General features: G+C 65.9%; 26 protein-coding genes. 4 read left to right on the forward strand and 22 right to left on the reverse strand.

Annotated elements, in window-relative coordinates:
- Positions 1 to 235: 235 nt before the first annotated feature.
- The 4 genes from A7X65_RS18645 to A7X65_RS18660 are packed head-to-tail and all read right to left on the reverse strand — an operon-like array spanning position 236 to position 3207.
- On the reverse strand, positions 236 to 1804 hold the full coding sequence (locus A7X65_RS18645) for a GMC family oxidoreductase (protein ID WP_063687240.1): 1569 nt from the start codon (positions 1802 to 1804) through the stop codon (positions 236 to 238).
- A gap of 27 nt (positions 1805 to 1831) precedes the next feature.
- Complete coding sequence (locus A7X65_RS18650; RefSeq protein WP_063687241.1) at positions 1832 to 2380, reverse strand: hypothetical protein; 549 nt, start codon at positions 2378 to 2380, stop codon at positions 1832 to 1834.
- A 44-nt stretch (positions 2381 to 2424) separates the two neighbouring features.
- Complete coding sequence (locus tag A7X65_RS18655; RefSeq protein ID WP_063687243.1) at positions 2425 to 2820, reverse strand: VOC family protein; 396 nt, start codon at positions 2818 to 2820, stop codon at positions 2425 to 2427.
- A complete protein-coding gene (locus tag A7X65_RS18660) occupies positions 2821 to 3207 on the reverse strand; it encodes a c-type cytochrome (RefSeq protein ID WP_082885007.1) in 387 nt (128 codons plus the stop codon).
- 195 nt (positions 3208 to 3402) lie between these two features.
- Between A7X65_RS18660 and A7X65_RS18665 the strand changes: the two genes are divergently transcribed.
- The gene (locus A7X65_RS18665) at positions 3403 to 3816 is read left to right on the forward strand and encodes a hypothetical protein (protein WP_245323605.1); all 414 of its coding nucleotides are present in this window, start codon (positions 3403 to 3405) and stop codon (positions 3814 to 3816) included.
- A gap of 49 nt (positions 3817 to 3865) precedes the next feature.
- Here the strand turns inward: A7X65_RS18665 and arfB are convergent, their stop codons facing one another.
- From arfB to A7X65_RS18700, 7 genes are all read right to left on the reverse strand, one after another.
- Positions 3866 to 4282 carry an alternative ribosome rescue aminoacyl-tRNA hydrolase ArfB gene (gene arfB / locus A7X65_RS18670; RefSeq protein ID WP_063687245.1) on the reverse strand — a complete coding sequence of 139 codons (417 nt, stop codon included), beginning with the start codon at positions 4280 to 4282 and terminating at the stop codon, positions 3866 to 3868.
- Positions 4283 to 4422: 140 nt separating this feature from the next.
- Positions 4423 to 5793, reverse strand: a complete 1371-nt coding sequence (locus tag A7X65_RS18675) for a M16 family metallopeptidase (RefSeq protein WP_063687247.1) — start codon at positions 5791 to 5793, stop codon at positions 4423 to 4425.
- Complete coding sequence (locus A7X65_RS18680) at positions 5790 to 7184, reverse strand: M16 family metallopeptidase (protein WP_186467125.1); 1395 nt, start codon at positions 7182 to 7184, stop codon at positions 5790 to 5792. Before A7X65_RS18680 ends, A7X65_RS18675 begins: the two co-directional genes overlap by 4 nt.
- Positions 7185 to 7373: 189 nt before the next feature.
- On the reverse strand, positions 7374 to 8102 hold the full coding sequence (locus A7X65_RS18685) for a hypothetical protein (protein WP_063687249.1): 729 nt from the start codon (positions 8100 to 8102) through the stop codon (positions 7374 to 7376).
- A 98-nt stretch (positions 8103 to 8200) separates the two neighbouring features.
- Entirely contained in the window at positions 8201 to 8695 is a 495-nt protein-coding gene (gene lspA / locus A7X65_RS18690) for a signal peptidase II (protein ID WP_063687251.1), read from the reverse strand.
- 7 nt (positions 8696 to 8702) lie between these two features.
- Entirely contained in the window at positions 8703 to 11711 is a 3009-nt protein-coding gene (gene ileS, locus A7X65_RS18695) for an isoleucine--tRNA ligase (RefSeq protein WP_063687253.1), read from the reverse strand.
- Positions 11712 to 11912: 201 nt separating this feature from the next.
- On the reverse strand, positions 11913 to 12884 hold the full coding sequence (locus tag A7X65_RS18700; protein WP_063687254.1) for a bifunctional riboflavin kinase/FAD synthetase: 972 nt from the start codon (positions 12882 to 12884) through the stop codon (positions 11913 to 11915).
- Between the two features lie 232 nt (positions 12885 to 13116).
- On the opposite strand from A7X65_RS18700, the gene A7X65_RS18705 reads away from it, so the two are divergent.
- Positions 13117 to 13512: a response regulator gene (locus A7X65_RS18705; protein ID WP_007596883.1), complete on the forward strand. Its 396-nt coding sequence runs from the start codon at positions 13117 to 13119 to the stop codon at positions 13510 to 13512.
- 219 nt (positions 13513 to 13731) lie between these two features.
- Here the strand turns inward: A7X65_RS18705 and A7X65_RS18710 are convergent, their stop codons facing one another.
- From A7X65_RS18710 to A7X65_RS18720, 3 genes are all read right to left on the reverse strand, one after another.
- Positions 13732 to 14586, reverse strand: a complete 855-nt coding sequence (locus tag A7X65_RS18710; RefSeq protein WP_063687256.1) for a TIGR01459 family HAD-type hydrolase — start codon at positions 14584 to 14586, stop codon at positions 13732 to 13734.
- A 12-nt stretch (positions 14587 to 14598) separates the two neighbouring features.
- Positions 14599 to 16083 (reverse strand): EAL domain-containing protein, encoded by a 1485-nt coding sequence (locus tag A7X65_RS18715; RefSeq protein ID WP_063687258.1) that lies wholly within the window; start codon positions 16081 to 16083, stop codon positions 14599 to 14601.
- Between the two features lie 142 nt (positions 16084 to 16225).
- Positions 16226 to 17791 carry a winged helix-turn-helix domain-containing tetratricopeptide repeat protein gene (locus A7X65_RS18720; RefSeq protein WP_063687260.1) on the reverse strand — a complete coding sequence of 522 codons (1566 nt, stop codon included), beginning with the start codon at positions 17789 to 17791 and terminating at the stop codon, positions 16226 to 16228.
- Between the two features lie 121 nt (positions 17792 to 17912).
- On the opposite strand from A7X65_RS18720, the gene A7X65_RS18725 reads away from it, so the two are divergent.
- Positions 17913 to 18752: a class I SAM-dependent methyltransferase gene (locus A7X65_RS18725; RefSeq protein ID WP_063687262.1), complete on the forward strand. Its 840-nt coding sequence runs from the start codon at positions 17913 to 17915 to the stop codon at positions 18750 to 18752.
- Positions 18753 to 18799: 47 nt separating this feature from the next.
- On the opposite strand, the gene A7X65_RS18730 is transcribed toward A7X65_RS18725, so the two are convergent.
- From A7X65_RS18730 to uvrC, 7 genes are all read right to left on the reverse strand, one after another.
- Positions 18800 to 19930: a YihY/virulence factor BrkB family protein gene (locus tag A7X65_RS18730; protein WP_063687264.1), complete on the reverse strand. Its 1131-nt coding sequence runs from the start codon at positions 19928 to 19930 to the stop codon at positions 18800 to 18802.
- A 1-nt stretch (position 19931) separates the two neighbouring features.
- The gene (locus tag A7X65_RS18735) at positions 19932 to 20522 is read right to left on the reverse strand and encodes a phage holin family protein (protein WP_063687266.1); all 591 of its coding nucleotides are present in this window, start codon (positions 20520 to 20522) and stop codon (positions 19932 to 19934) included.
- Positions 20523 to 20614: 92 nt separating this feature from the next.
- Positions 20615 to 21574: a 50S ribosomal protein L3 N(5)-glutamine methyltransferase gene (prmB, locus tag A7X65_RS18740; RefSeq protein ID WP_063687268.1), complete on the reverse strand. Its 960-nt coding sequence runs from the start codon at positions 21572 to 21574 to the stop codon at positions 20615 to 20617.
- Positions 21574 to 22041 (reverse strand): molybdenum cofactor biosynthesis protein MoaE, encoded by a 468-nt coding sequence (locus A7X65_RS18745; protein ID WP_063687270.1) that lies wholly within the window; start codon positions 22039 to 22041, stop codon positions 21574 to 21576. The genes prmB and A7X65_RS18745 overlap by 1 nt, the downstream gene beginning before the upstream one ends.
- Before the next feature lie 4 nt (positions 22042 to 22045).
- Positions 22046 to 22297 (reverse strand): molybdopterin converting factor subunit 1, encoded by a 252-nt coding sequence (moaD, locus tag A7X65_RS18750; RefSeq protein WP_063687272.1) that lies wholly within the window; start codon positions 22295 to 22297, stop codon positions 22046 to 22048.
- On the reverse strand, positions 22294 to 22911 hold the full coding sequence (gene pgsA, locus A7X65_RS18755) for a CDP-diacylglycerol--glycerol-3-phosphate 3-phosphatidyltransferase (protein WP_063687274.1): 618 nt from the start codon (positions 22909 to 22911) through the stop codon (positions 22294 to 22296). Before pgsA ends, moaD begins: the two co-directional genes overlap by 4 nt.
- Positions 22912 to 23008: 97 nt before the next feature.
- On the reverse strand, positions 23009 to 25072 hold the full coding sequence (uvrC, locus tag A7X65_RS18760; protein ID WP_063687276.1) for an excinuclease ABC subunit UvrC: 2064 nt from the start codon (positions 25070 to 25072) through the stop codon (positions 23009 to 23011).
- A gap of 249 nt (positions 25073 to 25321) precedes the next feature.
- Between uvrC and A7X65_RS18765 the strand changes: the two genes are divergently transcribed.
- On the forward strand, positions 25322 to 25945 hold the full coding sequence (locus A7X65_RS18765) for an outer membrane protein (RefSeq protein ID WP_063687278.1): 624 nt from the start codon (positions 25322 to 25324) through the stop codon (positions 25943 to 25945).
- A 133-nt stretch (positions 25946 to 26078) separates the two neighbouring features.
- Here the strand turns inward: A7X65_RS18765 and A7X65_RS18770 are convergent, their stop codons facing one another.
- Positions 26079 to 26294, reverse strand: coding sequence for a cold-shock protein (locus A7X65_RS18770; RefSeq protein ID WP_008544396.1), 216 nt, complete (start codon positions 26292 to 26294; stop codon positions 26079 to 26081).
- Positions 26295 to 26405: the final 111 nt, after the last annotated feature.

Here is a 26405-nt window from a genome sequence, read left to right on the forward strand (position 1 = left end):
TGCGTAGCCCGGATGAAGCGCAGCGCAATCCGGGATTCGCGCCACGAGTGATAGCGGCCCCGGATTACGCTGCGCTCCATCCGGGCTACGACGCTCCCTCCACCGTCATTGCGAGGAGCTCTTGCGACGAAGCAATCCAGACTGTCGCCGTGGCCGGGATTCTGGATTGCTTCGCTTCGCTCGCAATGACGCGGAGAGAACGGTGTGCTCCATTCCGAGCCGATGACGTCGGCCGTTAAATCTCCTTCTTCTGCATCGCCCCCGCAATGTAGTCCGCCTGCCGGATCGCGAGCGCGACGATGGTCAGTGTCGGGTTGCAGGCCGCGCCGCTGGTGAACTGGCTGCCGTCGGAGACGAACAGGTTCTTGACGTCGTGGCTCTGGCCGAACTTGTTGACCACGCCGTCCCTGGGCTTCTCGCTCATCCGGTTGGTGCCGAGATTATGCGTGCTCGGATAGGGCGGCGTCGGATAGGTCACGGTGGCGCCGACGGCGTCGTAGACCGCCGCGCCCTGCTTGTAGGCATGCGCGCGCATCGCGAGGTCGTTGGGATGATCGTCGAAATGCACGCTCGCGACCGGCTGGCCGAATTTGTCCTTCACGGTCGGGTCGAGCGTGATGCGGTTGGTCTCCTGCGGCATGTCCTCGCCGACCAGCCACATGCCGGCCATCCTGGGATAACCGTCGAGCGCCGACGTGAACGGACGGCCCCAGGCGCCGGGATTGAGGAACGCCGCCATGAAGGGCAGGCCGATCGACAGCGTCTCCATCTCGTAGCCGCCGACGAAGCCGCGCTTCGGATTGTTGGCGGCTTCATCGCGGATGATGCCGGCCATCGTGGTGCCGCGATACATGTGCACCGACTTCTCGAACACGGCATAGACGCTGCCGGTCATGTGGCGCATGTAATTGCGGCCGACCTGTCCCGACGAATTGCCGAGGCCGTCGGGGAACATCGTGGATGCGCTGTTGAGCAGCAGCCGCGGGCTCTCGATCGAGTTGCCGGCGACCGCGACGATGCGCGCCTTCTGGCGCTGCATGGCGCCGCTCTCGTCGGCGTAGACGATGCCGGTCACCTTGCCGCTCGCGTCATGCTCGATCTTGACCGCCATGCTGCTCGGCCGCACTTCGAGATTGCCAGTGGCTTCGCCCTTGGGGATCTCGGTGTAGAGCGTCGACCATTTCGCGCCCGACTTGCAGCCCTGGAAGCAGAAGCCGATCTGCTGGCACGAGCCGCGTCCGTCGCGCGGCTGGCTGTTGATCGCCATGTTGCCGGTGTGCACGGTCTTGTAGCCGAGCTTCTTCGCGCCCGCCTCCAGCACCTTGAAGTTATTGTTGCCGGGAAGTCCGGGAATGCCGTTGGTGCGGGTCACGCCCATCTTGTTCTCGGCCTTGGCGTACCATGGCTCCATCTCCGCCAGCGTCACCGGCCAGTCCAGGAGGTTGGCACCGGGAATGTTGCCGTAGGCGCTCTTCACCCGGAATTCGTGCTCGTCGAAGCGCAGCGACGCGCCGGCCCAATGCACGGTCGAGCCGCCGACCGCCTTGACGATCCAGGCGGGCAGGCCCGAAAAATCCTTGGCGACGCGCCACGTCCCCGACGTGGTGCGTGCATCGGTCCAGGCGAGCTGCGAAAAACTCTCCCACTCGTCGTTGATGAAGTCCTGGTTCTCGATGCGGGGGCCAGCCTCGAGAATGACCACCTTGACGCCCTTCTGCGCGAGCTCGTTGCCCAGCGTGCCGCCGCCGGCACCGGAGCCGACGATCACCACAACGCTGGAATCGTTCAGATCGAATTTTGCCATATGCGTTCTCCTGAACCGTTGGGTGACCTAGGCCTTCGGCAGCCAGTCGATGTCGGCGAAGCCGCGGTTGATGTAGCCGCCGTGCTCGGCGGAGGAGCCCTCGTAGCCGAAGCGCGGCCAGACCTCTTTCTGGTTGTAGAGCGAGACGACGAGGTCGCCGCGCACCTTCTGGAAGAAGTCGCTTTGCTCGATCTCCTTCAGCAGCACGACGCGGTCGGCTTCCCACGGCACTTCGGCATAAGCGACCTTGTGGCGATCCCTGGCGTTCTGGTCGAGCCGTGTGATGCCGTCACTGATCAGCGATTTGACGGCGGGATCCTTTGCCGCCTTGCCGTCCCACGGCTTGATCGCGGTGATGTAATAGCTGTCGCCGAGCACATCGTGCGGATAGATGTCGCGCGCGACCTTCAGCAGCGTCTTCATCGTCGCGGGCGAGAGCGTGCTGGCATCCTCGGCCCAGGCATCCTCGATGCTCACGGTGACGCTGGTCGCGACAGCGACGACCGGAACGGCAGTCGCCGCACCCTTGAGAAAGACGCGGCGGCTGTGCTTGCTTCGACGATCGACTTCTCTCATGGCATTCCTCCGTGGATTTTTATGATTGGGGTTGTTGTGATTGGTCAGCCGAAGCGCCCGCCTTTCTGGATCACCTCGATCTTGTAGCCGTCGGGATCGCTGACGAAGAAGAAGCGCGCCAGCGTCTTGCCGTCGTGCTTGAAGTCGCGCAGCGGCCCCGGTGCGAGCTTCTCGCGCTCGAAGCGGGCGTGCTCGGCATCGACATCGTCGACCACCACGGCGAGATGGCCGTAGCCGTCGCCGAGCGCATACGGCTCCTTGCGATCGAAATTGACCGTCAGCTCCACCTCGAATGGTGAGGAGGGGTGACGCAGATAGATCAGGGCAAAGTCCGAAAACTTGAGATGATCGGCGACCTCGAGGCCAAAGGCGCGCCTGTAGAAATCGAGCGCGCGTGCCTCGTCGAGCACGCGGATCATGGAATGAACGGGCTTTGCCATTCAGTTCTGCTCCTTCAAGTAAGCGATGATGGCTGCGCGCGTCTCCGGCTTCGCCTGCCGGTAGACCATGGTCGCGCCGGGAATGACGGCCTGTGGATTGGTCAGCCAGGCATCGAGCTTCGCATCGTCCCAGGCGAATTCCGCCTTCGACAGCGCCTCCGAGTATTTGAAGCCTTCGGCCTTGCCGGCGGAGCGGCCGACGATCTTCACGAGCGGCGGGCCCTGCCGCATCGGTTCCGACAGGTTCAACGTGTGGCACACCGCGCATTGCTGCTTGAAGAGCGTGGCGCCATCCGGGGGCTTCGCGGCCGGCAACGGCATTTGCGCATCGGCAACCCTGACCAACAGCACCATCGCGGTGCACAATCCCAGCACGATCGCGCGCATCGCCAAGAATCCGCCATCCACATTCACGCTGCGCAAACTCTAGGCGGCGGCAAAGATGCGGTGGTAGTAGCGGGCTGTTTCGCTGCACGCGGAGATGTTCGTGATGTGTGCCGTTCCGCGCTGCCTTATATGCGGAGCACAATTCCGCGAAACCGCCGTCAAATCCCTAAACGTTCACCACACCATGCGCATTGCATGACGATCGCGCCGCTCGAACTCTCGATGCGATGCAATGGTCCGGTGCAGACGAGCGGCGTCGCGAGCCGCCGCGCCATTTGTCGCGAAAAAATCCAGGAGAAATGGATGAAGTTGGTGAAGACCTCGATGATCGCATGCGCTCTGTCGGCTCTCATTGCGACCCCCGTTCTCGCGCAAAGCGCGCCACCCGCCAAGACAGGCGGCACCGTGCAAGGCAAACCCGTGCAAGGCAGCACGATGGGCAGCGGCGATGAGGAGATGGACGCCCAGCCGGGCGCAGCGGGCGAGAAGACCGGCATGAAGCCGACCAAGGGCACCAGAGGCACGGTCGGCACCACGGGCAGCGCCGCGCACAAGGGGACAGCCAGCGATTCCACCACGGGCGGCGCAGCCCCGTCCAAGCGCTACTAGTCCTCCGACGGCAGAACTCCGGTCGCGCTGCGGCCGGAGTTCTTGCTTGTCAGTCGTCGAAGCTCCGGCCGCGGCCGGCCTTGACGTCGCCGCGGCGTTTCTTGCCCTCGAGCCGGCGCTGCTTGGAGGCAAAGGTCGGCCGCGTCGCGCGACGCGGCGTCGGCCGCACCATGGCCTCCTTCAGGATCTCGAGGAGGCGGTCGACGGCATCCTGGCGGTTGCGCTCCTGGGTGCGGAAGCGCTGGGCGTGGATCACGATCACGCCGTCCTTGGTCATGCGCTGGCCGGCGATGCGGGCGAGGCGGATCGATGCGTCCTCCGGGATCGTCAGCTTGCGCGTGTCGAAGCGGAGCTGCGCGGAGGTCGCGACCTTGTTGACGTTCTGCCCGCCCGGCCCGGAGGCGCGGACAAAGCCGATCTCGATGTCGTCCTCGTCGATGACGAGATCGCGGGATATCCGCAGCATGATGGCACCATTCGTGATGTCCGGACATACCGCGGACACCGGCCTTCAGCAATGGCGCCGGTCTCGAAACGCAAATGGCCGGGGCGAGCCCGGCCATTCAGGAAGCGTATCGAGACGAGGTCGAATGCCAGTTCGACTTGCTAGTTCGATTTGGGCGCCGTGGCTGCCGGCTGCGCGGCGGCCTGCGGGGCACGGCCGACGACGACGGTCAGCAGGCCCTGGCCCCAGAGCCGCTTGGCGGCCGCCTTGGCGTCGTCGAGGGTGACGGCGTCGACGATGGCATTGCGCTTCTCGATGTAATCGATCGGCAGCTTGTCCTGCTGGTACTGCAGCAGCGCCTGGGCGAGCTTGGAGGAGGTGTCGAGCGCCAGCATCTGCGAGCCCTTGAGGTAGGACTTGGCCTCGTCGAGCTCCTTCTGCGTCGGGCCCTCCTCGGCGATGCGGCGGATCTCCTTGTCGATGGCCTCGATAGTGTCGCCGGCGCGGTCGGCGCGGGTGCCGGTGTTGCCGATGAAGACCGCCGAATGCTCCATCCAGAGCAGGGATTCGAACACCGAATAGGCGAGGCCGCGCTTCTCGCGAACCTCACGATAGAGCCGCGAGGACAGGCCGCCGCCACCAAGGATGTGGTTGACGACATAGGCCGCCATGAAGTTCGGGTCGCTGCGCTTCACGCCGGGGCCGCCGAAGGTGATGACGGTCTGCGGCACGTCGAGCGGCACGAACGCACGCTGCGGCGGCTTGGCCGCCTCGACGTCGGCGACCGGCGTCAGATTGGCCTTGGCGGGCAGGCTGCCGAAGGTGTGGTCGAGCAGCTTGCCGAGCGTCGCCGGATCGACGTCGCCGACGACGGCGACCTTCAGCCCGTCCTTGGCGATGACGCGGCCGACATAGTCTTTCAGGTCAGCGACGGAGATGGTCGGCACGCTGTCCAGCGTGCCGTTGGTCTGCCGGCCGTAGGGATGATCGCCGAAGGCGACCTCCAGGAACTTGCGGCTCGCCAGCGACGACGGATTGGTGGTCTCGCGGCGCAGGCCCGAGATCACCTGCGAGCGGATGCGCTCGACATCGACGGTGTCGAAATGCGGCGAGGTCAACGCCATCCTGAGCAGGTCGAAGGCTTCGTCCTTGTTGTCGCGCAGCATCCGCAGGCTGCCGCGGAAGGTGTCGCGGGTGGCGCTGAAGGAGAGCTCGATGGCGCGGCGGTCGAGCCGCTCGTGGAAGGTCTTGGAGTCGAGGTCGCCGGAGCCTTCGTCGAGCAGGTCGCCGACCAAATTGGCGACGCCAGACTTGTCCTTGGGATCCTGCGACGAGCCGCCGGCAAAGGAATATTCCATGGCGATCAGCGGCACGGTGGCGTCCTGCACGAACCAGGCCTCGATGCCGCCGGGCGAAACCAGGCGCTGGATCTTCGCAGCCGCCTGCGACGGCGAAACGGTCGCAAGCGCGAGCGCCGCACCGGTGACGAACGACAGCGCGAAATGACGCGCGCGGAGGAAGGGATAGGTCACGAACGCTTCTCCTCGCGCTTGGTGGCGGCGGTGTCCTTGATCAGATAGCCCGTCACCGAGCGCTTCTTCTCGAGCCATTTCTGCGCGGCGGCGCGGACCTGGTCGGCGGTGACCGCGCGGATGCGGTCGGGCCAGCTCCTGATGTCCTCGATCGACAGGCCCGTGGTCAGCGCGCCGCCATACCAGCGCGCCAGCACGGCCTGATTGTCCTGGGCGTAGATCGCTTCGGCAATGAGCTGGGTCTTCACGCGCTCCAGATCCTCGGCACGGATCGGGTTCTGCGCGATGTCGGCAATGACACCGTCGATCACCTGCTCGACCTCGGTGAAGCTGACACCGGGCTTCGGCGAGGCCGAGATCGCGAACTGGGTCGGGTCGAGCGAGATGCTGGAATAGCTGGCGCTGGCGGAGACCGCGAGCGGCTTGTCCACGACGAGCGCACGGTAGAGATAGGAGTTGCTGCCGCTGCCCATCAGCTGCGCCAGCACGTCGAGGGCCGCGCTCTCGCCGGCTGCCGCCGTGGTTGCGGACGGAACGAGATAATAGCGGCGCAGGTTCGGCTGCTCGACGCGCGGGTCGGCCAGCGTGACGGTGCGCGGCGCCGCCGGCTCCGGCTCCTGCGGGCGGATACGTCGCGCCGGGATCGCGGGCTGGGCCGGGATCGAGCCGAAATTGCGCTCGACCAGCGGGCGGATGTCGGCGGCCTCGACGTCGCCGGCGATGACCAGGATCGCGTTGTTCGGCGCGTAGAAGCGGCGGTAGAAGGCGAGCGCGTCCTCACGATCGAGCTTCTCGATCTCCTGATGCCAGCCGATCACCGGACGGCCGTAGGGATGGTTGAGATAGAGCGCGGCCATGATCTGCTCGTTGAGCCGCGCATCGGGATTGTTGGCGACGCGCATGTTGTACTCTTCGAGCACGACGTCGCGCTCGGGCAGCACGTTCTCGTCCTTGAGGATCAGGCCGGTCATGCGATCGGCCTCGAACTCCATCATGGTCGGCAGCTGCTCCTTCGGGACGCGCTGGTAATAGTTGGTGTAGTCCACCGAGGTCGAGGCGTTCTCGTTGCCGCCGACGCGGAGCACGGTCTGGGAGAATTCGCCGACCGGATGCTTCGAGGTGCCCTTGAACATCAGATGCTCGAGGAAGTGCGCGAGCCCGGACTTGCCCGGCGTCTCGTCGGCCGAGCCGACCTTGTACCAGATCATCTCGGTGACCACGGGCGTGCGGTGATCGGGGATCACCACGACCTGCATGCCGTTGGAAAGCGTGAAGCTGGCGGGCGGCGCCGATGTCACCGTGGTCTGGGCGAGGGCGGCGCCGGCCGAGAGGACACTCGTCGAAAGCAGCGCGGCTAGGAGGTTGGCCGCCGATCGGTAAGAGGACATCATCATCCTTATGAAAGGCCGAGCCCGGATGTCCGGCTCGGAGGGCACGGCATGCTACACCGTGCGGCTGAGGCTTCGCGTCACGAAGCAGAGAACTCAACGCGTAGGCAAGTTACTGATAAGCAATTTAAGACCGCGCCGGGCTGCACGAGCCGCCGGCGCGCTTCATGATGTCGCGGTGGACGAGGAACGCTATTGTTCCTTGTCCTTGCCCGACATGATGTCGAAATAGGTCCGTCGCGACTTGTCCGGGCCGGCGCCATAGGCGTAGTTCGGCGACGGCGTCTGGTAGCCCGGCGGCGGCTCGACCAGCGACTGGCGCGGCGGCTCCGTGGTGAACTGCTTGGACTCGGAGCTGTTGCCGCCCTTCATCATGTTCCACAGGCCGCCGGCGTAGCCGAGCTCGGCGGGGCTGAGCGACGGATTGCCGTTGGTGCCCGGCTGGATCGGATCGTTGCTGGTGCGGGGGGCTGCGGCAACCTGGCCGGCCTTCATCTCGGCGGGCGTCAGCGGCTGGGCGGCCTGCCAGTTCTCGGTCGCCTTGACCGCCTTCTTGCGCTGGGCGATCGCTTCCTTGCGGCGCTTCTCGTCGGGGTCCTTCGGCCAGTTCGGCGCGTTCTTGGCTTCGGTGCCCGCGGGCGGCGGCAGGTCGAGCTTCGGCGGCACCACCAGCGGCGACCGCTCGCGGTACTCGATGCCCTTCTTCTCCATGCTCTTGGCGCCGATGCCGGACATCAGGTTGTCGATGAGCTTCTCTTCGAAGGTCATGTCGTCGTCATCGTCGCCGTCGTCACCGGCGCGGGCCGCACCTGTGGACATGACGAGGCCGATGCCGAGCACGACGGCGGACAATTTCAATGCCTGCCAGAACCCCGACCGGGGATCTCGAACCATCGAACCGCTGGTCTTCGGGCTGCGCATCACTGTACCTGTTCCAAATTGTGGCAGTTTGCCGCTCGCATGCGGCTGAAAACCCTCGCAAAAGCAAGGTTCCACGTGCCGGTCCGTATCGGCCGGGATCAGGGCGCTTTTGCGGCGGGTACCCCCAGGAAGGAATCATACAATAGCGCCGCCACCCCAGCAACGATGGCCACGTCCGCGAGGTTAAACACGTACCAATTATAGGTATTTCCGCCGATATCGATGTGAAACAGGGCGAAATCGACCACCGCGCCATAGGCCAGCCGGTCGATGCCGTTGCCGATGGCGCCCCCGATGATCAGCCCGAGCGCGACGGTCGCCAGCAGGGTGTGGGAGCGGGCCATCCAGATCGCCAGCGCCACCACCGCAATGGCCTTGACCGCCATCAGCGCGATCTGCGCCGCCTGGCCGTCGTTCTGGAGCCAGCCGAAGCTGATGCCGATATTCCAGGCCAGCACCAGGTCGAAGAACGGCGTCACCTTCACCACGCCGCGCCGGGCGAGGTCGAACCCGTTCAACAGCCACTGCTTCGAGGCCTGGTCGAGGATGACCGTGACCACGGCCGAGAGGATGCCGGCGCGGAGTGGGGTCATGCCGGGATCAGACGCTCACGCCCAACGCCTTCCATTCGCGCAGCGCCTGAGCGTCGCGCGGGGTGACGTCGGGGTATTCGGCGTCCTCGCCGACGGTCGGCGAGATCTTCCAGGAGCGGGCGCATTTGGTGCCGACCGCCTTCTCAACCACGACGGCAACGCCGGGCACGGCATCGAGACGGAAGGCATTCGCCGGCGCCTCGCCCTCGCGCACCTCGTAGTTCGAGGTGATGCAGACCTCCGCCAGATCGACGTCGAACAGCGTCATCATCATGGCGCGGTCGGCGATATAGATCACCGGCGAGGCCTCGAGCGAGGAGCCGATGTTCTTGGCGGCGCGTTCGAGCTCGAGCGCGCCGGTAACGACGCGGCGGACGTCGCGAATGGTCTCCCATTTCGCGGCGAGCTTGTCGTCGAGGAATGCGTCCATCGCATCGGGGAACACCGTGAGATGCACCGACGGTTCGGCCTGCGGCCTGTACATCCGCCAGGCCTCCTCGGCGGTGAAGCTCAGGATCGGAGCGAGCCACTTCAGGACGGACTCGCACAACAGGTCGATCGTCGTCAGCGCCGCCTTGCGCGCCACCGAGGACGGCGGATCGCAATACAGCGTGTCCTTGCGGATGTCGAAATAGAAGGCCGACAGCTCGCTGTTCAGGAACGCGGAGAGCGTGGCGACGACGGTCTTGTAGTCGAAGGAGGCGTAAGCCGCGCGAATGACCGTGGCCCGCTTTGCGAGCTCATGGAGCATCAGCCGTTCCAGCTCGGGCATCTCGGCATGAGCGACCTTCTCGCTCGCCTTGAAATGATGCAGCGTTCCGAGCATCCAGCGGACCGTGTTGCGCAGCTTGCGATAGGTCTCGATGGTGTTCTTCAGGATCTCCGGGCCGATGCGCTGGTCGTCGGCATAGTCGGTGGCGCAGACCCAGAGGCGCAGGATGTCCGCACCCGAATCCTTGATCACCTTCTGCGGCTCGACGGTGTTGCCGATCGACTTCGACATCTTGCGGCCGTTCTCGTCGAGAGTGAAGCCGTGGGTCAGCACGATGTCGTAGGGCGCGCGGCCGCGGGTGCCCGCGCTTTCCAGCAGCGAGGAGTGGAACCAGCCGCGATGCTGGTCGCTGCCTTCGAGATACATCACGGTGTCGTTGCCGCCGTCGATCTTGCGAACGATGTTGCCGAGCTGCGGGAAGTTCTGGCGGTCCTCGAGCACGAAGGCGTGCGTGGAGCCGGAATCGAACCAGACGTCGCAGATGTCGTCGACCTTCTTCCAGTCTTCGCTGGCGCGCGACCCGAGGAAGCGCTCGCGGGCGCCGTCCATGTACCAGGCGTCCGCGCCCTCCTCCATGAAGGCCTCGGTGATGCGCTGGTTGACGATCTCGTCCTGCAGGATCTCGGCCGAGCCGTCCGCCTTCTCGCGCACGAACACGGCGATCGGCACGCCCCAGGCGCGCTGACGCGAGATCACCCAGTCCGGACGATTGGCGATCATGCCGTTGATGCGGTTCTCGCCCGACGGGGGCACCCATTGCGTGACCGAGATCGCGCGCAGCGCGCGGGCACGAAGGGTGTCGCCCTTCTTCGCATGGCCGTCCTCGCTGATGTCCTTGTCCATCGCGATGAACCATTGCGGCGTGTTGCGGAAGATCACCGGCTTCTTCGAGCGCCACGAATGCGGATATTGGTGCTTGAGGCGGCCGCGCGCGAGCAGATGGCCGCGCTCGATCAGCGCCTGGATCACGGCCTCGTTGGCGTCGCCCTTCTCGCCCTTGTCGTTGAGCACGCGCTTGCCGGTGAAGCCGGGGGCCTGCGCGGTGTAGGCGCCGTTCTCGTCGACGGTGTAGGGGATCGCGGTCGAGATGCCACGCGCATCGAGCTCGCGGCCGTTGACCATCCAGACGTCGAAGTCCTCGCGGCCGTGGCCGGGCGCCGTGTGGACGAAGCCGGTGCCGGTGTCATCGGTAACGTGATCGCCGGCCAGCAGCGGCACGGTGAAGTCGTAGCCGCCGCCATAGCCTTTCAGCGGATGGGCGCATTCGACCGCATCCAGCGTGTCGCCGGGAATGTCGCGCACCTTCTCGAAGGACGTGACGCGCGCCTGCTTGAACACGTCGGCGGCCAGCGCGTCGGCCAGGATCAGGAGATCGCCGGCTTTGGCCCAATTGTCCGCGGGCGCGTCGGTCACCTTGTAGAGACCATAGGCGATCTTCGGCGAGAACGAGATGGCGCGGTTGCCGGGCAGCGTCCAGGGCGTGGTGGTCCAGATCACGACGCTGGCGGAGGCGAGGGCGCCATGCGCGGGCGAGGTGATCGGGAATTTCACCCAGACCGTATCTGACGTGTGGTCCTCGTATTCGACCTCGGCCTCGGCGAGCGCGGTCTTCTCGACCACGCTCCACATCACCGGCTTGGAGCCGCGATAGAGCGTGCCGTTGGAGGCGAACTTCATCAGCTCGCGCGCGATCTGCGCTTCGGCCGGATAGCTCATCGTTTGATAGGGATGATCCCAGTCGCCGATGATGCCGAGCCGCTTGAATTCCTCGCGCTGCACGTTGATCCAGTGCGTCGCGTAGGCGCGGCACTCCCTGCGGAATGCCACCATCGCGGTGGAGTCGCGGAAGTCGGGCTTCTGCTTGCCCTTCTTGCGGTAGTTCTCCTCCTCGATCTTCCACTCGATCGGCAGGCCGTGGCAGTCCCAGCCCGGCACATAGTTGGAGTCGAAACCGAGCATCTGCTGGCTCTTGGTCACGACGTCCTTGAGGATCTTGTTCAGCGCGTGCCCGATATGGATGTTGCCGTTGGCGTAGGGCGGGCCGTCATGCAGCACGAACTTGGCGCGGCCCTCGGCTTCCTTGCGCAGCTTGTCGTACAGACTGATGTCGTTCCAGTATTTCAGGACCTCCGGCTCGCGCTGCGGCAGGCCGGCGCGCATCGGGAATTCGGTCTGCGGCAGGTACAGGGTTTTGGAATAGTCGTTGGCTTCAGACTTTTGGGACTTCTGCGGCTTTTCGGACATGAGGCTGACTGGCTCGGAAGGGCGCGGGAACGGATGGCGACATGGAATCGCGGGGGTGAAACGACAAAATCCCGGTCTTGCGCCGAGCCAAAGCTCAGGCGGAAGCCGGGCCGCTAATCCCTATGATGCGCCGCGCAAACATGGGCTCTCCATAGCAGCCGGGCGGAGGAAGCGCAAAGGTCCGGCAGGCCGGTTTCGGCCTCAATCGATCACGCCCAGCCGCGGAAATGCGTCGGGAGCGGCGGCCAGGATAGTGCGGGCACGGGCGGAATCATCGTCCATCTGGCGGATCAGGGCCTCCAGACTGTCGAATTTCAGCTCCTCGCGGATGAAGCCGACGAAAGCGCAGTCCAGCGTCTGCCCGTAGAGGTCGCCCTTGAAGTCGAACAGGAAGATTTCGAGCAGGGGCGCGCCATTGTCGAAGGTCGGCCGGCGGCCGAAGCTGGCAACGCCATCGAGCCGCTCAGCTCCACGGCCGACCCGGACGGCATAGATGCCGTGCTTGAGGCCGCAATTGGCATCCAGGCGGATGTTGGCGGTGGGATAGCCGAGGTCGCGGCCGCGCTTCTCGCCATGGATCACCTCGCCGCTGACGAACCAGGGTGCGCCCAGCATGGTGGTGGCGTCGTCGAGCAGGCCTTCGGCGAGCGCGATCCGGATGGCGCTGGAGGACACCGGCCGTTCGTCGATATCGACATGCGGCTGCACGTCGACCTCGATGCCGAGCCGGGGTGCCTCGTTCACAAGCAGGCCGGGCGATCCGACCCGGCCCTTGCCGAAATGGAAGTCGTAGCCGACCGCGATGCCGCTGACGCCGAGGCGGCGGATCAGGTCATGGTGAATGAAATCTTGCGCGCTGGTGCCGGCCCGCGCCTTGTCGAAGGTCATGACCACGGCGCCGGCAAGCCCGGTACCGGCCAGGAGCCGCAGCTTGGCCCGCTCGTCCGTCAGGCGGAATTGCGGGGTGTTGGGGCTGAAAAACCGCCGCGGATGCGGCTCGAAGGTCAACGCCAGCGCAGGGCGGCCATGCGCGCGGCCCATTTCCAGGGCCGCCGCGATCACAGCCCGGTGGCCGAGATGAACCCCGTCGAAATTGCCCATGGCGACCACGGCGCCCCGGGGAATAGCGGAATCCGGCGTGGTGTCGCGGATAACGGTAAAATGCGGGGCCATCAGGGGAATTCTCGAGCCGGCGGGACCGGCCGGGACCGTGGCTTGAGCCGACCGGCGAAGTCAAGCGGGGCGGGGGCGGCCGGATTGAACAGGATTTCAATTCTTCACGGGCGGCCCCAGTTAACGCGCTGTTTAAAGCCTTGGTGCTAGTCCTTGAAAAGTGGAACTGCACGGGCCCCGGCCCGAGAGCTCCGATTGTAATTATTCCTGGGTTTGCGTTGGGGGAGTCGAGATGGCGGTTGATTTGTCGATGTCGGTTCTGGTGGTTGATGACTACAGCACCATGATCCGTATCATCAGGAATCTCCTGAAGCAGCTTGGCTTCGAGAATATCGATGATGCCAGCGACGGTTCGGCGGCGCTGAACAAGATGCGCGGCAAGAAGTACGGCCTCGTGATCTCCGACTGGAACATGGAGCCGATGACTGGGTACGACCTGCTGCGCGAAGTGCGCGCGGATCCGAACCTCGCCACCACGCCCTTCATCATGATCACGGCGGAATCCAAGACCGAGAACGTGATCGCGGCCAAGAAGGCCGGCGTGAACAACTACATCGTCAAGCCGTTCAACGCGGCGACGCTGAAGACCAAGATCGAGGCGGTCTTCCCGGACATGGCGAGCGCGTAAGCGCGCTCTTCATCCGAAACCAGCTTTCTGTAGAGATCGTCATGCCCGGGCTTGTCCCGGGCATCCACGTTCTTGGACCCTAGAAAGCAAGGCGTGGATGGCCGGGGCGTAGGCGAGCAAAAGCGGCGCCGTCCTTCGGACAGCTATGCCCGGCCATGACGGCGACGATTGTGGCTTAGCAATTGGTCTAAGCCCGCAGCATCTGCGCGAGCTGCACCATCACCACTTCAATTCGCGCATCAGCGCCTTCGGCGGATGGCCGAACAATTCCGCCACCGTATTCGCGTCGAGCTGGTCGAGGCCTTCGAACTCCTCGGCATGGATGCCGCGGGTGACGAACAGGCAGTCGATGCCGAATTCGCGCGCGCCGGTGAGGTCAGTGCGGACGGAATCGCCGATCGCCAGCACCTTCCTGCGGTCGATCTGGTGGCCCTGGCGCTCGCCGGCCAGCGCCATGGCGCGCTCGTAGATCGGCCGGTGCGGCTTGCCGTAGAAGATCACCTCGCCGCCGAGCTCGCGATAGAGCTCCGCGATGGCGCCGGCGCAATAGATCAGCCGGTCGCCGCGTTCCACCACGATATCGGGGTTGGCACAGACCAGCGTGAGCTTGCGCTCGCGCGCCTTCAGCATCATGCCGCGATAGTCTTCGGCGGTTTCGGTCTCGTCGTCGTAGAGGCCGGTGCAGACGATGTAGTCGGCCTCTTCCAGCGGCGCGGTCGTCGCATCGAGGCCGCGATAGATCGAATTGTCGCGCTCGGGTCCGAGCCAGAACATCTTGCGGCCGGGATGCTCGGCGACATAGAGCCGGGTCAGGTCGCCCGATGACACGATGGCGTCGTAGGTCTCGTCGGCGACGCCGAGCTTGCGCAACTGCCGCTGCACGGAATCGGCCGGGCGCGGCGCGTTGGTGATCAGGATCACCGTACCGCCGCGGCTGCGATAGGTGTGCAGCGCCTCGCAGGCTTCGGGGAAGGATTCCAGGCCGTTATGGACCACGCCCCAGATGTCGCTGAGCACGACATCGACGCCGCCCACGAGCTCGCGCAGGCTTTCGGCAAAATGCAGCGTGGTCATGCGCGCGGCCGGTCAGATGCGACGCGCGAGAGCTGCGTTGCCGGTGAGACGCTGGGGCGGAGGCGCCGATGACGTCGCGCCTGAGCTTTGTGTGCCGGAGCCATTGGATCCCTGAGTGTCCTGCGCCTGGTTCGGCGCGGCCCCGCCGGTAGCAGATGCCCCCTCCGGCCGCAATGGCCGGGGCGGCGCGAACAGGAACCCCTGGCCGAACCGCACGTCATAATCGAGCAGATCGACCACCGCGCGCTCGCCCTCGATCCGCTCGGCGATCAGGTCGATCCCGAAGCGGCCGAGCAGGTCCGAGAGGTCGGACGGATGGATGTCCGAGGTCGAGGCCTGCCTGGGGTCGAGCAGCAGCGCGGCCGGCACCTTGATGAAGCGCACGCCGCGGTCGGCGAGCTCGCGCGGCTCGATCCGGAGGTCCGTGACGTGGTCGATCGAGAAGCGGAAGCCGCGCTGGGCGAGCGCGGCGAGGTTCTCGGTCTCGGCCGGGCCGAGATTGCGGAAGGTCGACTGCTTGAACTCCAGCACCAGCGAGGGCGCCAGCGCCCGGTTGGCTTCGAGGAAGTCGAGGCATTGCGCGAAGGTGGTGGAGTTGCCGAGCGTGGAGGCCGCGACGTTGCAGAACACGCCGACGTCCTTGTTGCGCACCATCAGGCGCCGCAGCACCTGCACACAGCGCAGCATCACCATGTTGTCGATGCGCCCGATCAGCCCGGAGGCCTCGGCAATGCTGATGAACTCCTCCGCGGCGATGAGCTGGTCGCGCTCGTCGCGCACCCGTGTCACCGCCTCGTAGAACCGCACCTTGCGCTGCGGCAGCGTCACCATGGGCTGCAGGAAGATGTCGATGCGGTTCTCGTCGATCGCGTTGCGCAGCGTCGCCAGCAATTGGGTCTGGTTGCGCCCGTTGGCGGTCTGGACCGGATGGGCGGACTGGGTCTGAACGGCCGCTGCCGGCCGCGGCTGCATTGGGGGCGGCGGAGGAGCTGCGGGCAGCGGCGGCGGCGCCATGGGAAGCTCTTCGAACGCTGCCAAGTCCATCGGCGCCTCCGGCTCGGGCCCTGCAACCGGAGCGGGGGAGGGAGCGGCGCCCGCCAGGAGGTCCTCATGAGCCGACACGGTGGTGGCGAGCTGCCTGACCAGACCGCCAAGCTCGTTGATCTCGCCGACCACCGACTGGATGCGGTCGGAGTTGGTCGAGTTGGACGAGGCGATGCGCCCCTCGATAGCGGCCAGCCGGCGGCCGAACTCGGCGACCTGGCGGGCGAGGTCGGCGGTGCCGCGGGAGAGGTCGGCGATCTGGCCGCCGACATCGCTGCGGTCGCGCAGCCGCATCGACACCGCGTTGTAGAGGATCAGGAAGGTCAGCGCGGTCAGCGCCACGATCGCGGATTCAGTTCCGCTGATGCCGGCGACCGCATAGAGCACCAGCCCGAGCGAGGCCGCGACCAGAACCATGCAGATGGCGATGAAGATCGTCGAAATGCGAATCATGCCGCGCGTTACGCCTCAAGAGCTGACTGCCTCACCCGGGAAAACACGGGCCTCTGTGCGGTCCCGTCACGCCTCATGCTCCCCCAAGCAGCGCAACCCTAACATCATTGTTGATTCGAGGGGATAGCGGCTTGTTTGCGGCTCAGCTCAGTCCCGCCCGGCGAAAGCCTTCGAGGTAGCGCTCGCGGTCGGCGGCAAGCTTGATCGGCATGAACTCGGCGATCCAGGCCAGCGAGATGTTCGGCTGGGCGCGGCGGAGTTCCTTCAGCGCGGCGTGGGCAATCCCGGTCTGTCCGGCCATGCCCGCGGCCGCGGTCAGCACCCGGTGTCCGCCGACGAAGTCGCCGCGCTGGCGCAGCGACTCCTGCGAAAGCCGGATCGCTTCGGCGTAGTCGCCGCCGAGGAAGCGGGCATAGGCGGCGATGCCGAAATAGACGGGGGCATAGGGATCGCGCGGGCTGAGCCGGATCGCCCGGCGCGCCGCCTCGTCGGCCTCCTGCCAGCGGCCGCAATAGCTGAGCGCCAGGCCGTGATAGCCCTGGGCCAGCGCGAAGTTCGGATTGAGCCGCAGGGCGGTCTCGAACTCGGCCAGCGAGTCCTCGAACCGCCGCGCGAACAGATGGACATGACCGAGCGCGTTGTGGGCCCAGGCATCCTCGTCGTCGGCGCGGATCGCCGCCCGCGCGGCGCGCTCGGCGGCGGGGATGGCGCTCGCCATCTCCATCCAGCCCATATGCGCGGTGAACATGTAGCTGGTGCCGAGCAGCCCGAGCGCCTTGCCGTAGCTCGGGTCGAGCGCGATGGCCTTTTCGAGCAGCGCCTGCGCCACGACGTGATCCTGCCGCGTCACCCGCCAGTAATGCGAGAGCGCGCGCATCACGAGGTCCCAGGCGTCCATGCTGTCGGGCGGCTTGCGCTGGGCGCGAAAGCTCTCGGCGGCATAGAGCTGCGGCTCGATCGCGGCGACGATCGCCTCGGTGATCTCGTCCTGGACGGCGAAGACGTCGGCGAGCTCGCGGTCGTAGCGCTCGGCCCAGAGATGGCTGCCGGTGGCGACGTCGTTGAGCTGCGCGGTGATGCGGACGCGCTCGCCATCCTTGCGGACGCTGCCCTCGACCACATAGCGCACGCCGAGCTCGTCGGCGATCTGCCGCAAGTGGACCGCGCGGCCCTTGTAGATGAAGGAGGAGTTGCGCGCGATGACGAAGAACCAGCGCAGCTTCGACAGCGCGGTGATGATGTCCTCGCTGATGCCGTCGGAGAAATAATCCTGTCCGGCCTCGCCGCTCATGTTGGTGAAGGGCAGCACCGCGATCGCCGGGCGATCGGGCAGCGGCAGGCCCGCCGGCGGCGGCGCGTGCCACGCGTCGGTCTCGGCCGGTCTGGCGGCGGCGCCGGCCAGCTCGGTCACCGCGCCGACGAACCGCACGCCCTTGCGCGCGACGGTGCGGATCAGCCGCTGGTCGTCGCCATTGTCGCCGACCGCGCGCCGCGCTGCGTTGATCCGGCTGGTCAGCGTCGATTCCGAGACCACGCGGCCGTTCCAGATCGCATCGAGCAGATTGTCCCGCGTCACCACGCGCTCGCGGTTGCGGACGAGGTAGGTCAGCAGATCGAACACTTGCGGTTCGAGCGCGACGAGCGCGTCCGCCTGCCGCAATTCGCGGCGCTCGGGGTCGAGCAGGAAATCCTCGAACTGAAACGTCACAAATCCCCCTCGCTCCCATCCGGAAATCAAGGTGCTCTCAGCGTAAAATAACGCCGCTCTCAAGGCCAGCGAGCCGCATGCGCCCTATCGTCCCGGCGTTTTCAACCGCAGGAGATTGCTCATGTCGACATCCGCCGCACTCAAGCCCGCCGCAGCCCAGTCCGATCTTGCCGCCGTCAAGCAGCGCCAGCACGGCGCCTGGTCGTCGGGCGACTATGCCGTCGTCGGCACCACCTTGCAGATCGTCGGCGAGCAGCTCTGTGAGGCAATCGACTTACGCGCCGGCAGCAAGGTGCTCGACGTCGCCGCCGGCAACGGCAATGCGACGCTGGCCGCGGCGCGGCGCTGGTGCGACGTCACGTCGACCGACTATGTGGCGGCGCTGCTCAAGCGCGGGCGAGAGCGCGCGGCCGCCGAACATCTCACCATCGAATTCCGCGAGGCCGATGCCGAAGCGCTGCCGTTTGCCGACGCCAGCTACGACGTCGTGCTCTCGACCTTCGGCGTCATGTTCACGCCGGATCAGGACAAGGCGGCGTCCGAGCTCGCGCGGGTCTGCAGGCCCGGCGGCAAGATCGGCCTCGCCAACTGGACCCCGCAGGGGTTCATCGGCCAGCTGTTCAAGACCATCGGCAAGCATCTGCCGCCACCGGCCGGGGTGAAGTCGCCGGCGCTGTGGGGCACGCCGGCGCGGCTCCAGGAGATGTTCGGCAGCCAGGCCGCCGAGATCGCCGCCGAGCCGCGCATGTTCGTGTTCCGCTATCGCTCGCCGGAGCACTGGCTCGAGATCTTCAAGACCTTCTATGGGCCGACGCTGAAGGCGTTTGCCGCGCTCGACGAGACCGGCCAGGCCGCGCTGAAGCGCGATCTGCTGGCGCTGCTCGGCGAGTTCAACCACGCCGATGACGGTACCATCGTCGTGCACAGCGAATATCTGGAAGCCGTGATCACCAAGCGCTGACACGCGCGCGATGCGGTCGGGCCGGTCTCCGGCCCGGCCGCAGCCGATCAGGACGGCGCAGCGGCGCCGACCGTGTCGGCCGAGACGGCTTCGCGGGTGCCGAGCGGCCTGGGCGGCCCGGTGGTGGTGTCGCGCAAGGTCTGCCGCTCGATCTCCGAATTGAGCTCGGCTCCGAACATGACGACGATCGCCGACATCCACATCCACATCATCAGGCCGATCGCGGCGCCGAGCGAGCCGTAGGTCGCGTTGTAATTGGCGAAGGCCGAGAGATACCAGGACAGCAGCGACGATCCGGCGATCCAGAGGATGGCGGCCGCGAGCGCGCCGACGCTCAGCCATTGCCAGCGCGCTGCGTCGCGGCTGGGCGCGAAGCGGTAGAGCATGCCCAGCGCCACAAGCAGGATGAGGAACAGCAGCGGCCAGCGTGCCAGCGCCACGATCAGCTTGCTCTCGGGCGCGATGCCGAGATGGTCGAGCGCGAGCGGGAAGGCGACGACGGCGCCGACCATCATCAGCAGCGCCACGATGCCACCGACCGTGAAGGCCAGCGACACCATGTTGAGCCGGATGAAACTGCGCTTCTCGCGCTCCTCATAGGCGACGTTGAGGGCGTCGAAGATGGACTTCACGCCGGCATTGGCGCTCCAGATCGCGAGCACCAGGCCGACCAGGAAGGTGACGCCGAGCGTCGCATTGCCGTTCGAGACGACGCGTCCGACCTGCTCGGCGACGATCTGGAACGCGCCTTCGGGCAGCATCATCGCGAGCGTCTGCAGATTGTCGGTGATGGTCGAGGGATTGGCGAACAGGCCGTAGGACGAGACCAGCGCGGTCACGGCGGGAAAGATCGCGAGCAGTCCGAAGAACACGACACCGCCTGCGGTCGCCAGCAGCCGATCGTCGTCGATGCGCTGATAGGTGCGCCAGAAGATATCCTTCCAGCCGGCCCAGGGAATTGCGAACGGGCTTTTCGAGTGCCGGCCGCGGCCGGGCTGCACGGCCGCCCGCGCCGGGTTCGTTTCGGGCGAGTTCGCCTCGCTGTTGCGGTGGTCCGGCGGCGGTCCCGGACGGACCAGGCCGGAGTCCTGGAAGTAGCGCTCCGCCGTCAGCACGAAGACGGCGGTCGCCGCCACCAGCAGCCAGCTGTCGATCTGCCCGGAACGCCGCACCAGCACGTCACATCTCCAGCCGGTGCCCGTGGCGCCGCCGGCGCGCCGCCGTAACGCCCAGCAGCCCGACCGCTGCGAGCATCAGGCCAAGCTGCACGGGCCGGTTGGTGCGAACCGGTCTGGCATGACTTCTGCCACGATCGCGTTCGCCGGGTCCGAGTGGCACGAGGGGAATCGTCGTTGCCACCTCCTTCACTGCCTCCTTGACTGTTCCGCGCGGGATTCGCGGCGTGGCGATCGCAACGCGCAGCCGGCTCGCAAGCGGCACGATCGGCCTGGCCTTGCGCCTCATCTGCATTATGGCCACCCCCGCACAGACCGCAGCGAGAACCATGAGCACGGCCCCGACGGTGCCAAAGCCCCAGAATTGTCCGTAGTGGATCGCGATCCAACGATACAGGGCGATCAGCCCCACGAAGAATGCCGCGACGACGAACAGGCCCGCAACCGCGAACAGTCCGCCGGCCATTGCATAGGAGGTGACCTTGCCGGTGGCGTGGCTGGTCTGGTCACGCAGGTAGGATTGCGCGGCGCGCTTGACGTGATTGAGCTTGAGCGCCACGCCGGCGCGCAGCAATTCGCCCGATGGCGCGAGCATGCGGACATCCTCCCAGAGCGCGTAAATGCGTCGGGGGATGAACGTGGCGGAATTTGACTTGTTCCGTGCGGGACGGGGATCGCGGTGACGGATCAGCCGAGGTCGGCGGCCGCGATCCAGAACACCTCGCCCTCGGAATCTTCCGTGTCCAGCCAGAGCAGCGGCAGTTCCGGAAAGGCCTCGTCGACCAGGTCGCGGCCGCGGCCGATCTCGCAGATCAAGCCGCCATTCGGCGTCAGATGATCGGGGGCGTCAGCCAGGATCCGGCGCACCACGTCGAGACCGTCGGCACCGCCATCGAAGGCGAGCTTCGGCTCGGCCCGGCATTCCGGCGGCAGCGCGGCCATGCCGTCCGCATCGACGTAAGGCGGGTTGGTGATGATCAGGTCGTATCTGGCGTCGCCGAGCGGGGCGAACAGGTCGCCGCGATGCAGGCTGACCCGCTCCTCGAGGCCATGCTCGCTGACATTGCGCGCGGCAACCTCGAGCGCACCCTTGGAGATATCGACGGCATCGACCGCGGCATTCGGGAAATGATACGCGGCGAGGATCGCGAGGCACCCCGAGCCGGTGCAGAGATCGAGCACGCGCTCGACCGCCGTGGGGTCGTCGATCAGCGCGCCGGCGCCTTCCTCGCCGCCGAAATGCGAATCGAGCAACTCGCCGATGAAGGAGCGCGGAACGATGACGCGCTCATCGACATAGAAGGGCAGGCCGCGCATGTAGATCTTGTTGACGAGGTAGGCGGCCGGTTTGCGCGTCGTGACGCGCCGATGGATGAGGTCGAGGATGGTCTTGCCTTCCGCGGCGGTGACGCGGGCGTTGGCGAAGGCCTCGAACTGTTCGGGGTTGAGATGCAGGGCCTCGCTGACCAGGAAGGCTGCTTCCGCGACCGGGTCGGTCGTGCCATGGGCAAAGGCGAGCTTCGCCTCGACGAAGCGGCTCACCCCATAGCGGACGTAGTCGAGCAGCGTGAGAAGCTCGCCGGGTCCCACTTTCGCAAGCTTCGGCGCGGCGCGGCCGCGCGTGGTCTTTTTCGCAACTTTTGCCATCAGGATTTGGTCCAGCGTGCGGCGGCCTCGTCGTCACGGGCGTGGGCTTCGACCCAGCCGGTGCCGGTGGCGCTCTCTTCCTTCTTCCAGAACGGGGCGCTGGTCTTGAGGTAGTCCATCAGGAACTCGGCGGCCTGGAATGCGGCCTGGCGATGCTGCGAGGCGGTCAGCACCAGCACGATGTTCTGGCCCGGCATGAAGCGCCCGACGCGATGGATAACCGTGACACCGTTGAGCGGCCAGCGCGAGACGGCCTCGTCGGCATGGCGCCTGATCTCTTCCTCGGCCATGCCCGGATAATGCTCGAGCGTCAGCGCTGCGACCTTGCTGCTGTCGTCGTCCGCGCGGCAGATGCCGGAGAAGCTCACCACCGCGCCGATGTCGGTGCGGCTTTTTGTCAGGACCGCGATCTCGCGCGCGATGTCGAAATCGTCTTCCTGGATGCGGATGGTGACGGGGCAGCTCATCAGCCTAGCCGCCGGTCATCGGCGGGAAGAACGCGATCTCGCGGGCGCCGGCGATCGCGGCATCCGATTTGACGTGGGCATGATCGATTGCAGCGCGGATCACCTTGGGCTTCTCGAAGGCATAGGCATAGGCCTCGCTCCGGCCGGACAGCCAAGCGATCAGCTCCTCGACGGTACGCACGGTCGCCGGCGGCTCGATGGTCTCCTCGGCCTTGCCGACGCGTTCGCGCACCCAGGCGAAATACTTCACCCTCATCCCTCATCCTCCTTGATGAGGTGATGGATGCCGGCGCGGAAATAGTCGTAGCCGGTGTAGATGGTCAGGATCGCGGAGGCCCACAGCAGCGCCAGCCCGATCATCGAGACCACGGGCACCACCTCGTCGCCGGCAGGGCCCGCGAGCAGGAAGCCGATCGCAACCAGCTGGACCGTGGTCTTCCACTTCGCAAGCTTGGTCACGGGTACGCTGACGCGGAGCGCGGCGAGGTATTCGCGCAGGCCCGAGACCAGGATCTCGCGGCACAGGATCACGATGGCGGCCCACAGCGACCAGCCGTGGATGATGCCGTCGGCGGCCAGCATCAGCAGGCAGGAGGCAACCAGCAGCTTGTCGGCGATCGGGTCGAGCATCCGGCCGAACGCCGATTGCTGATTCCAGATCCGCGCGTAATAGCCGTCGAGGTAGTCGGTGACCGCAGCCGCGATGAAAATGGCGACCGCGAGCCACCGCAGCCACAGCGGCTGATCCAGGATCGACTGCGCATAGATGCATCCGACCACGACCGGGATCGCGGCGATCCGGCCATAGGTCAGGATGTTCGGGAGGGACATCGCGCGGCTGGTCGTCCCTCGTGTCGTGGCGATGTTCATCCGTCCTACCAATACCGCTCAAGGCTGAAGGTCAACCGTCCCGCTCACAAATGGGATGCGGGATACGACGCCCTTATGACCGCGGTCCCCCTTTAGTTCACCCCGGCTGGGGATGGAAATACTCGAAAATCCTGCGTGCGCTTTCGGCGCTCACCCCCGGAACCTTGCCGAGATCGGCGATCGAGGCCCGTTCGATCTCCTTCAGGGTTCCGAAATGGTGCAGCAAGGCACGTTTGCGTGACGGGCCGATGCCCGGAATCTCCTGCAAACCGGCCTCGCGGATGTCTTTCTTGCGCAGCTTGCGGTGCGAACCGATGACGAAGCGGTGGGCCTCGTCGCGCAGGCGCTGGATGAAATAGAGCACGGGATCGCGCGGCTCCAGCTTGATCGCCTCGCGCTCCGGCATGAACAGGGTCTCGCGGCCGGCATCCCGGTCCGGCCCCTTGGCGACCGACATCAGCGACACCTGGGTCAGGCCGAGATTGGCGAAGATCTCCCTGACCGCATTGAGCTGGCCGCGGCCGCCGTCGATGATCACGAGGTCGGGCCATTGCGGGAAGTCGTCGTCCTTGGCCTTAGCCCCGGCGTCCTCGGGCGGATTGATCAGGCGCTTGAAGCGGCGCTCCAGCACCTCGCGCATCATGGCGAAGTCGTCGCCCGGCGTGATCCCTTCCGACTTGATATTGAACTTGCGGTACTGGTTCTTCACGAAGCCGTCGGGGCCGGCGACGATCATGGCGCCGACCGCATTGGTGCCCTGGATGTGGCTGTTGTCGTAGACCTCGATGCGCTTGGGCGCATGCGGCAGGCTCAGCGTCGCGGCCATGGCCTCCAGCAGCCGGCTCTGCGTTGCGGTGTCCGCGAGCTTGCGGCCGAGCGCCTCGCGCGCATTGGTCAGCGCGTGGGCGACGAGCTCCTTCTTCTCGCCGCGCTTGGGCGTGGAGACCTCGACCTTGTGGCCGGCCTTGATCGAGAGCGCGTTGGCCAAAAGCTCGCTCTCCTCGATCTCGTGCGAGAGCAGGATGTTCTTCGGCGGCGGCTTGTCGTCGTAGAACTGGGCGAGGAAGGAGCCGAGCACTTCCTCCGGCGTAAAGGTCTTCTCCGCGCGCGGGAAATAGGCGCGGTTGCCCCAGTTCTGGCCGGTGCGGAAGAAGAACACTTCGACGCAGAAGAAGCCGCCCTCCTGGTGGACGGCGAACACGTCGGCTTCCTCCACCGTGCGCGGATTGATGCCCTGCTGCGACTGGATCGCCGACAGCGCGGCGAGACGGTCGCGGTAAAGCGCGGCGCGCTCGAATTCGAGCTCGCCGGAGGCCTTCTCCATCTCGCCGGCGAGCTCCTGCTTCACCGCGTGGCTCTTGCCGGAGAGAAAGTCGCTCGCCTCGCGCACCAGCGTCGTATAGCCGCCGAAGTCGATCTCGCGGGTGCAGGGACCGGCGCAGCGGCGGATCTGGTAGAGCAGGCAGGGGCGGGTGCGGCTCTCGAAGAAGGAGTCGGTGCAGGAGCGGATCAGGAACGCCCGCTGCAACGCCGTGATGGTGCGGTTGACCGCGCCGGCGGAGGCGAACGGACCGAAATAGCGGCCGGGACGCGTCTGCGCGCCGCGATGTTTCAGGATCTGCGGCGCCCAATGATCGCCGGTGATCAGGATGTAGGGAAACGACTTGTCGTCGCGCAGCTGCACGTTGAAGCGCGGCCGCAGCTGCTTGATGAGGTTGGCTTCCAGCAGCAGCGCCTCGGTCTCGGTGTTGGTCGAGACGATCTCCACGGTCACCGTGGCCGCGATCATGCGCAGGATGCGCGCCGGCTGCGGCGCGCTCTGCCGCGCGTAGTTGGAGAGGCGCTTTTTGACGTTCTTGGCCTTGCCGACATAGAGCACGTCGGCATTGGCACTGAGCATGCGATAGACGCCGGGCGAGGTGGGGGCGAGCCGCACCGCGCGCTCGATCGCCTCGTGGCCGGTCGCCAGCGGCTCCTCGCCGACGGCGCCGCTGTCCTCGAGGATGTCGGGCAGCAGCGCATCGTCCTCGTCCTCGCCGCCGGTGCTGGCGGGGTCGAGATCGGGCGGGGCCAGGCTCTCGGGCGGGGCGTCCGCTGTCGCGCCGCGGGGCGATTTGCGCGTGCGTGCGTCGTCCGGATTGTCGGTGGAATCGTGAGCCATGGAGCGAATTTAGGCGCTGGGTGTGCCGATTTGAAGTTCCGGCCGTGCGGCACGCACAGGATGGCGGCGCAGTTCCCGGTAACGCTTGCTTAAGCCTGTTAACAGCGCGGTAACCCGGCTTAACAGGCCTTTAACTTAAAACTCTCGATAAATCCTACGCGAAAAGGTCGTGGTTCCGTAACCATGCGCTTTTGCCGCGCGCGGCGGCGCCGGCAGCGCAAGGGGACAGCAGTTGCGTTGGAGAGTGTGATGAAGGGGTTGGTCGTGGGCGCAGCCGCGTTGGTTGCTGCCGGCTGGACAGCTTCGGCAGAGGCCGCCGATATGAACTATGGCGGGCGTGCCCCCTATACCGTGAACCAGCCGCTGAATGCGTATAGCTGGGCCGGTCCCTATCTCGGCGGCAACATCGGCTATGAATGGGGTTCTGTCAGCAACAGCCCGGTCAAGCCGTCCGGCTTCACCGGCGGCGTGCAGGCCGGCTACAATTTCCAGAACGGCCCGTTTGTGTTCGGCGTCGAGGGTGACATCCAGGCCGCAGGTGCCGATGACACCTTCGCGCCGTGGAAGTTCTCCAATCCGTGGTTCGGCACCCTGCGTGGCCGCGCCGGCTACGCCTTCAGCAACGTGCTGTTCTACGCCACCGCCGGTCTCGCCTTCGGCGAGCTGCGTGCGCAGACCTTCGGCTGGACCGAGTCGCACACGACCGCGGGCTGGACCATCGGTGCCGGTGCGGAAGTCGGCTTCGCGCCGAACTGGAGCGCCAAGCTCGAATATCTCTACATCGATCTGTCGACGAGTCAGTTTGCAATTACGGGCGTGTCAAACGGCTATAGCGCCAGCGTTGTGCGCGCAGGCGTGAACTATCACTTCTGATAGCTGAAGAAGAAAATACCGGACCACAGCCTCCCGGCCGCTCGCGGCCGGGATTTTTTTGCGCCAGATACTTTCGCACCAAGTACTTTCGCGACAGGTGCTTTCGCGTCAGGCGTTTCGCCGGGCTAGCCCGCTAGGACAGGATCACAAGGTTGACCGCCTTGGGTCCCTTTCCCTTCTTGTCCGGTTCGACTTCAAAAGTAATGCGCTGTCCTTCGGCAAGATCTTTCAGTCCCGCACGCTCTACAGCCGTAATATGAACGAAGACGTCGCGACCGCCGTCATCAGGCTTGATGAAACCGTAGCCGCGCTCGCCGTTGAAGAACTTAACTGTTCCCGTCATGGCCATCGGGAAACTCCCCCTCATTGCTCCTCCGTCGCGACGCAGACGCACGTCGCAACATGACCGGGCCTTACGAAGCCCGGGAGAGCTGGCCATCCTTCGTCGGGCCTCATCGGT

The sequence above is a fragment of the Bradyrhizobium stylosanthis genome, from assembly GCF_001641335.1.
Taxonomy (GTDB): domain Bacteria; phylum Pseudomonadota; class Alphaproteobacteria; order Rhizobiales; family Xanthobacteraceae; genus Bradyrhizobium; species Bradyrhizobium stylosanthis.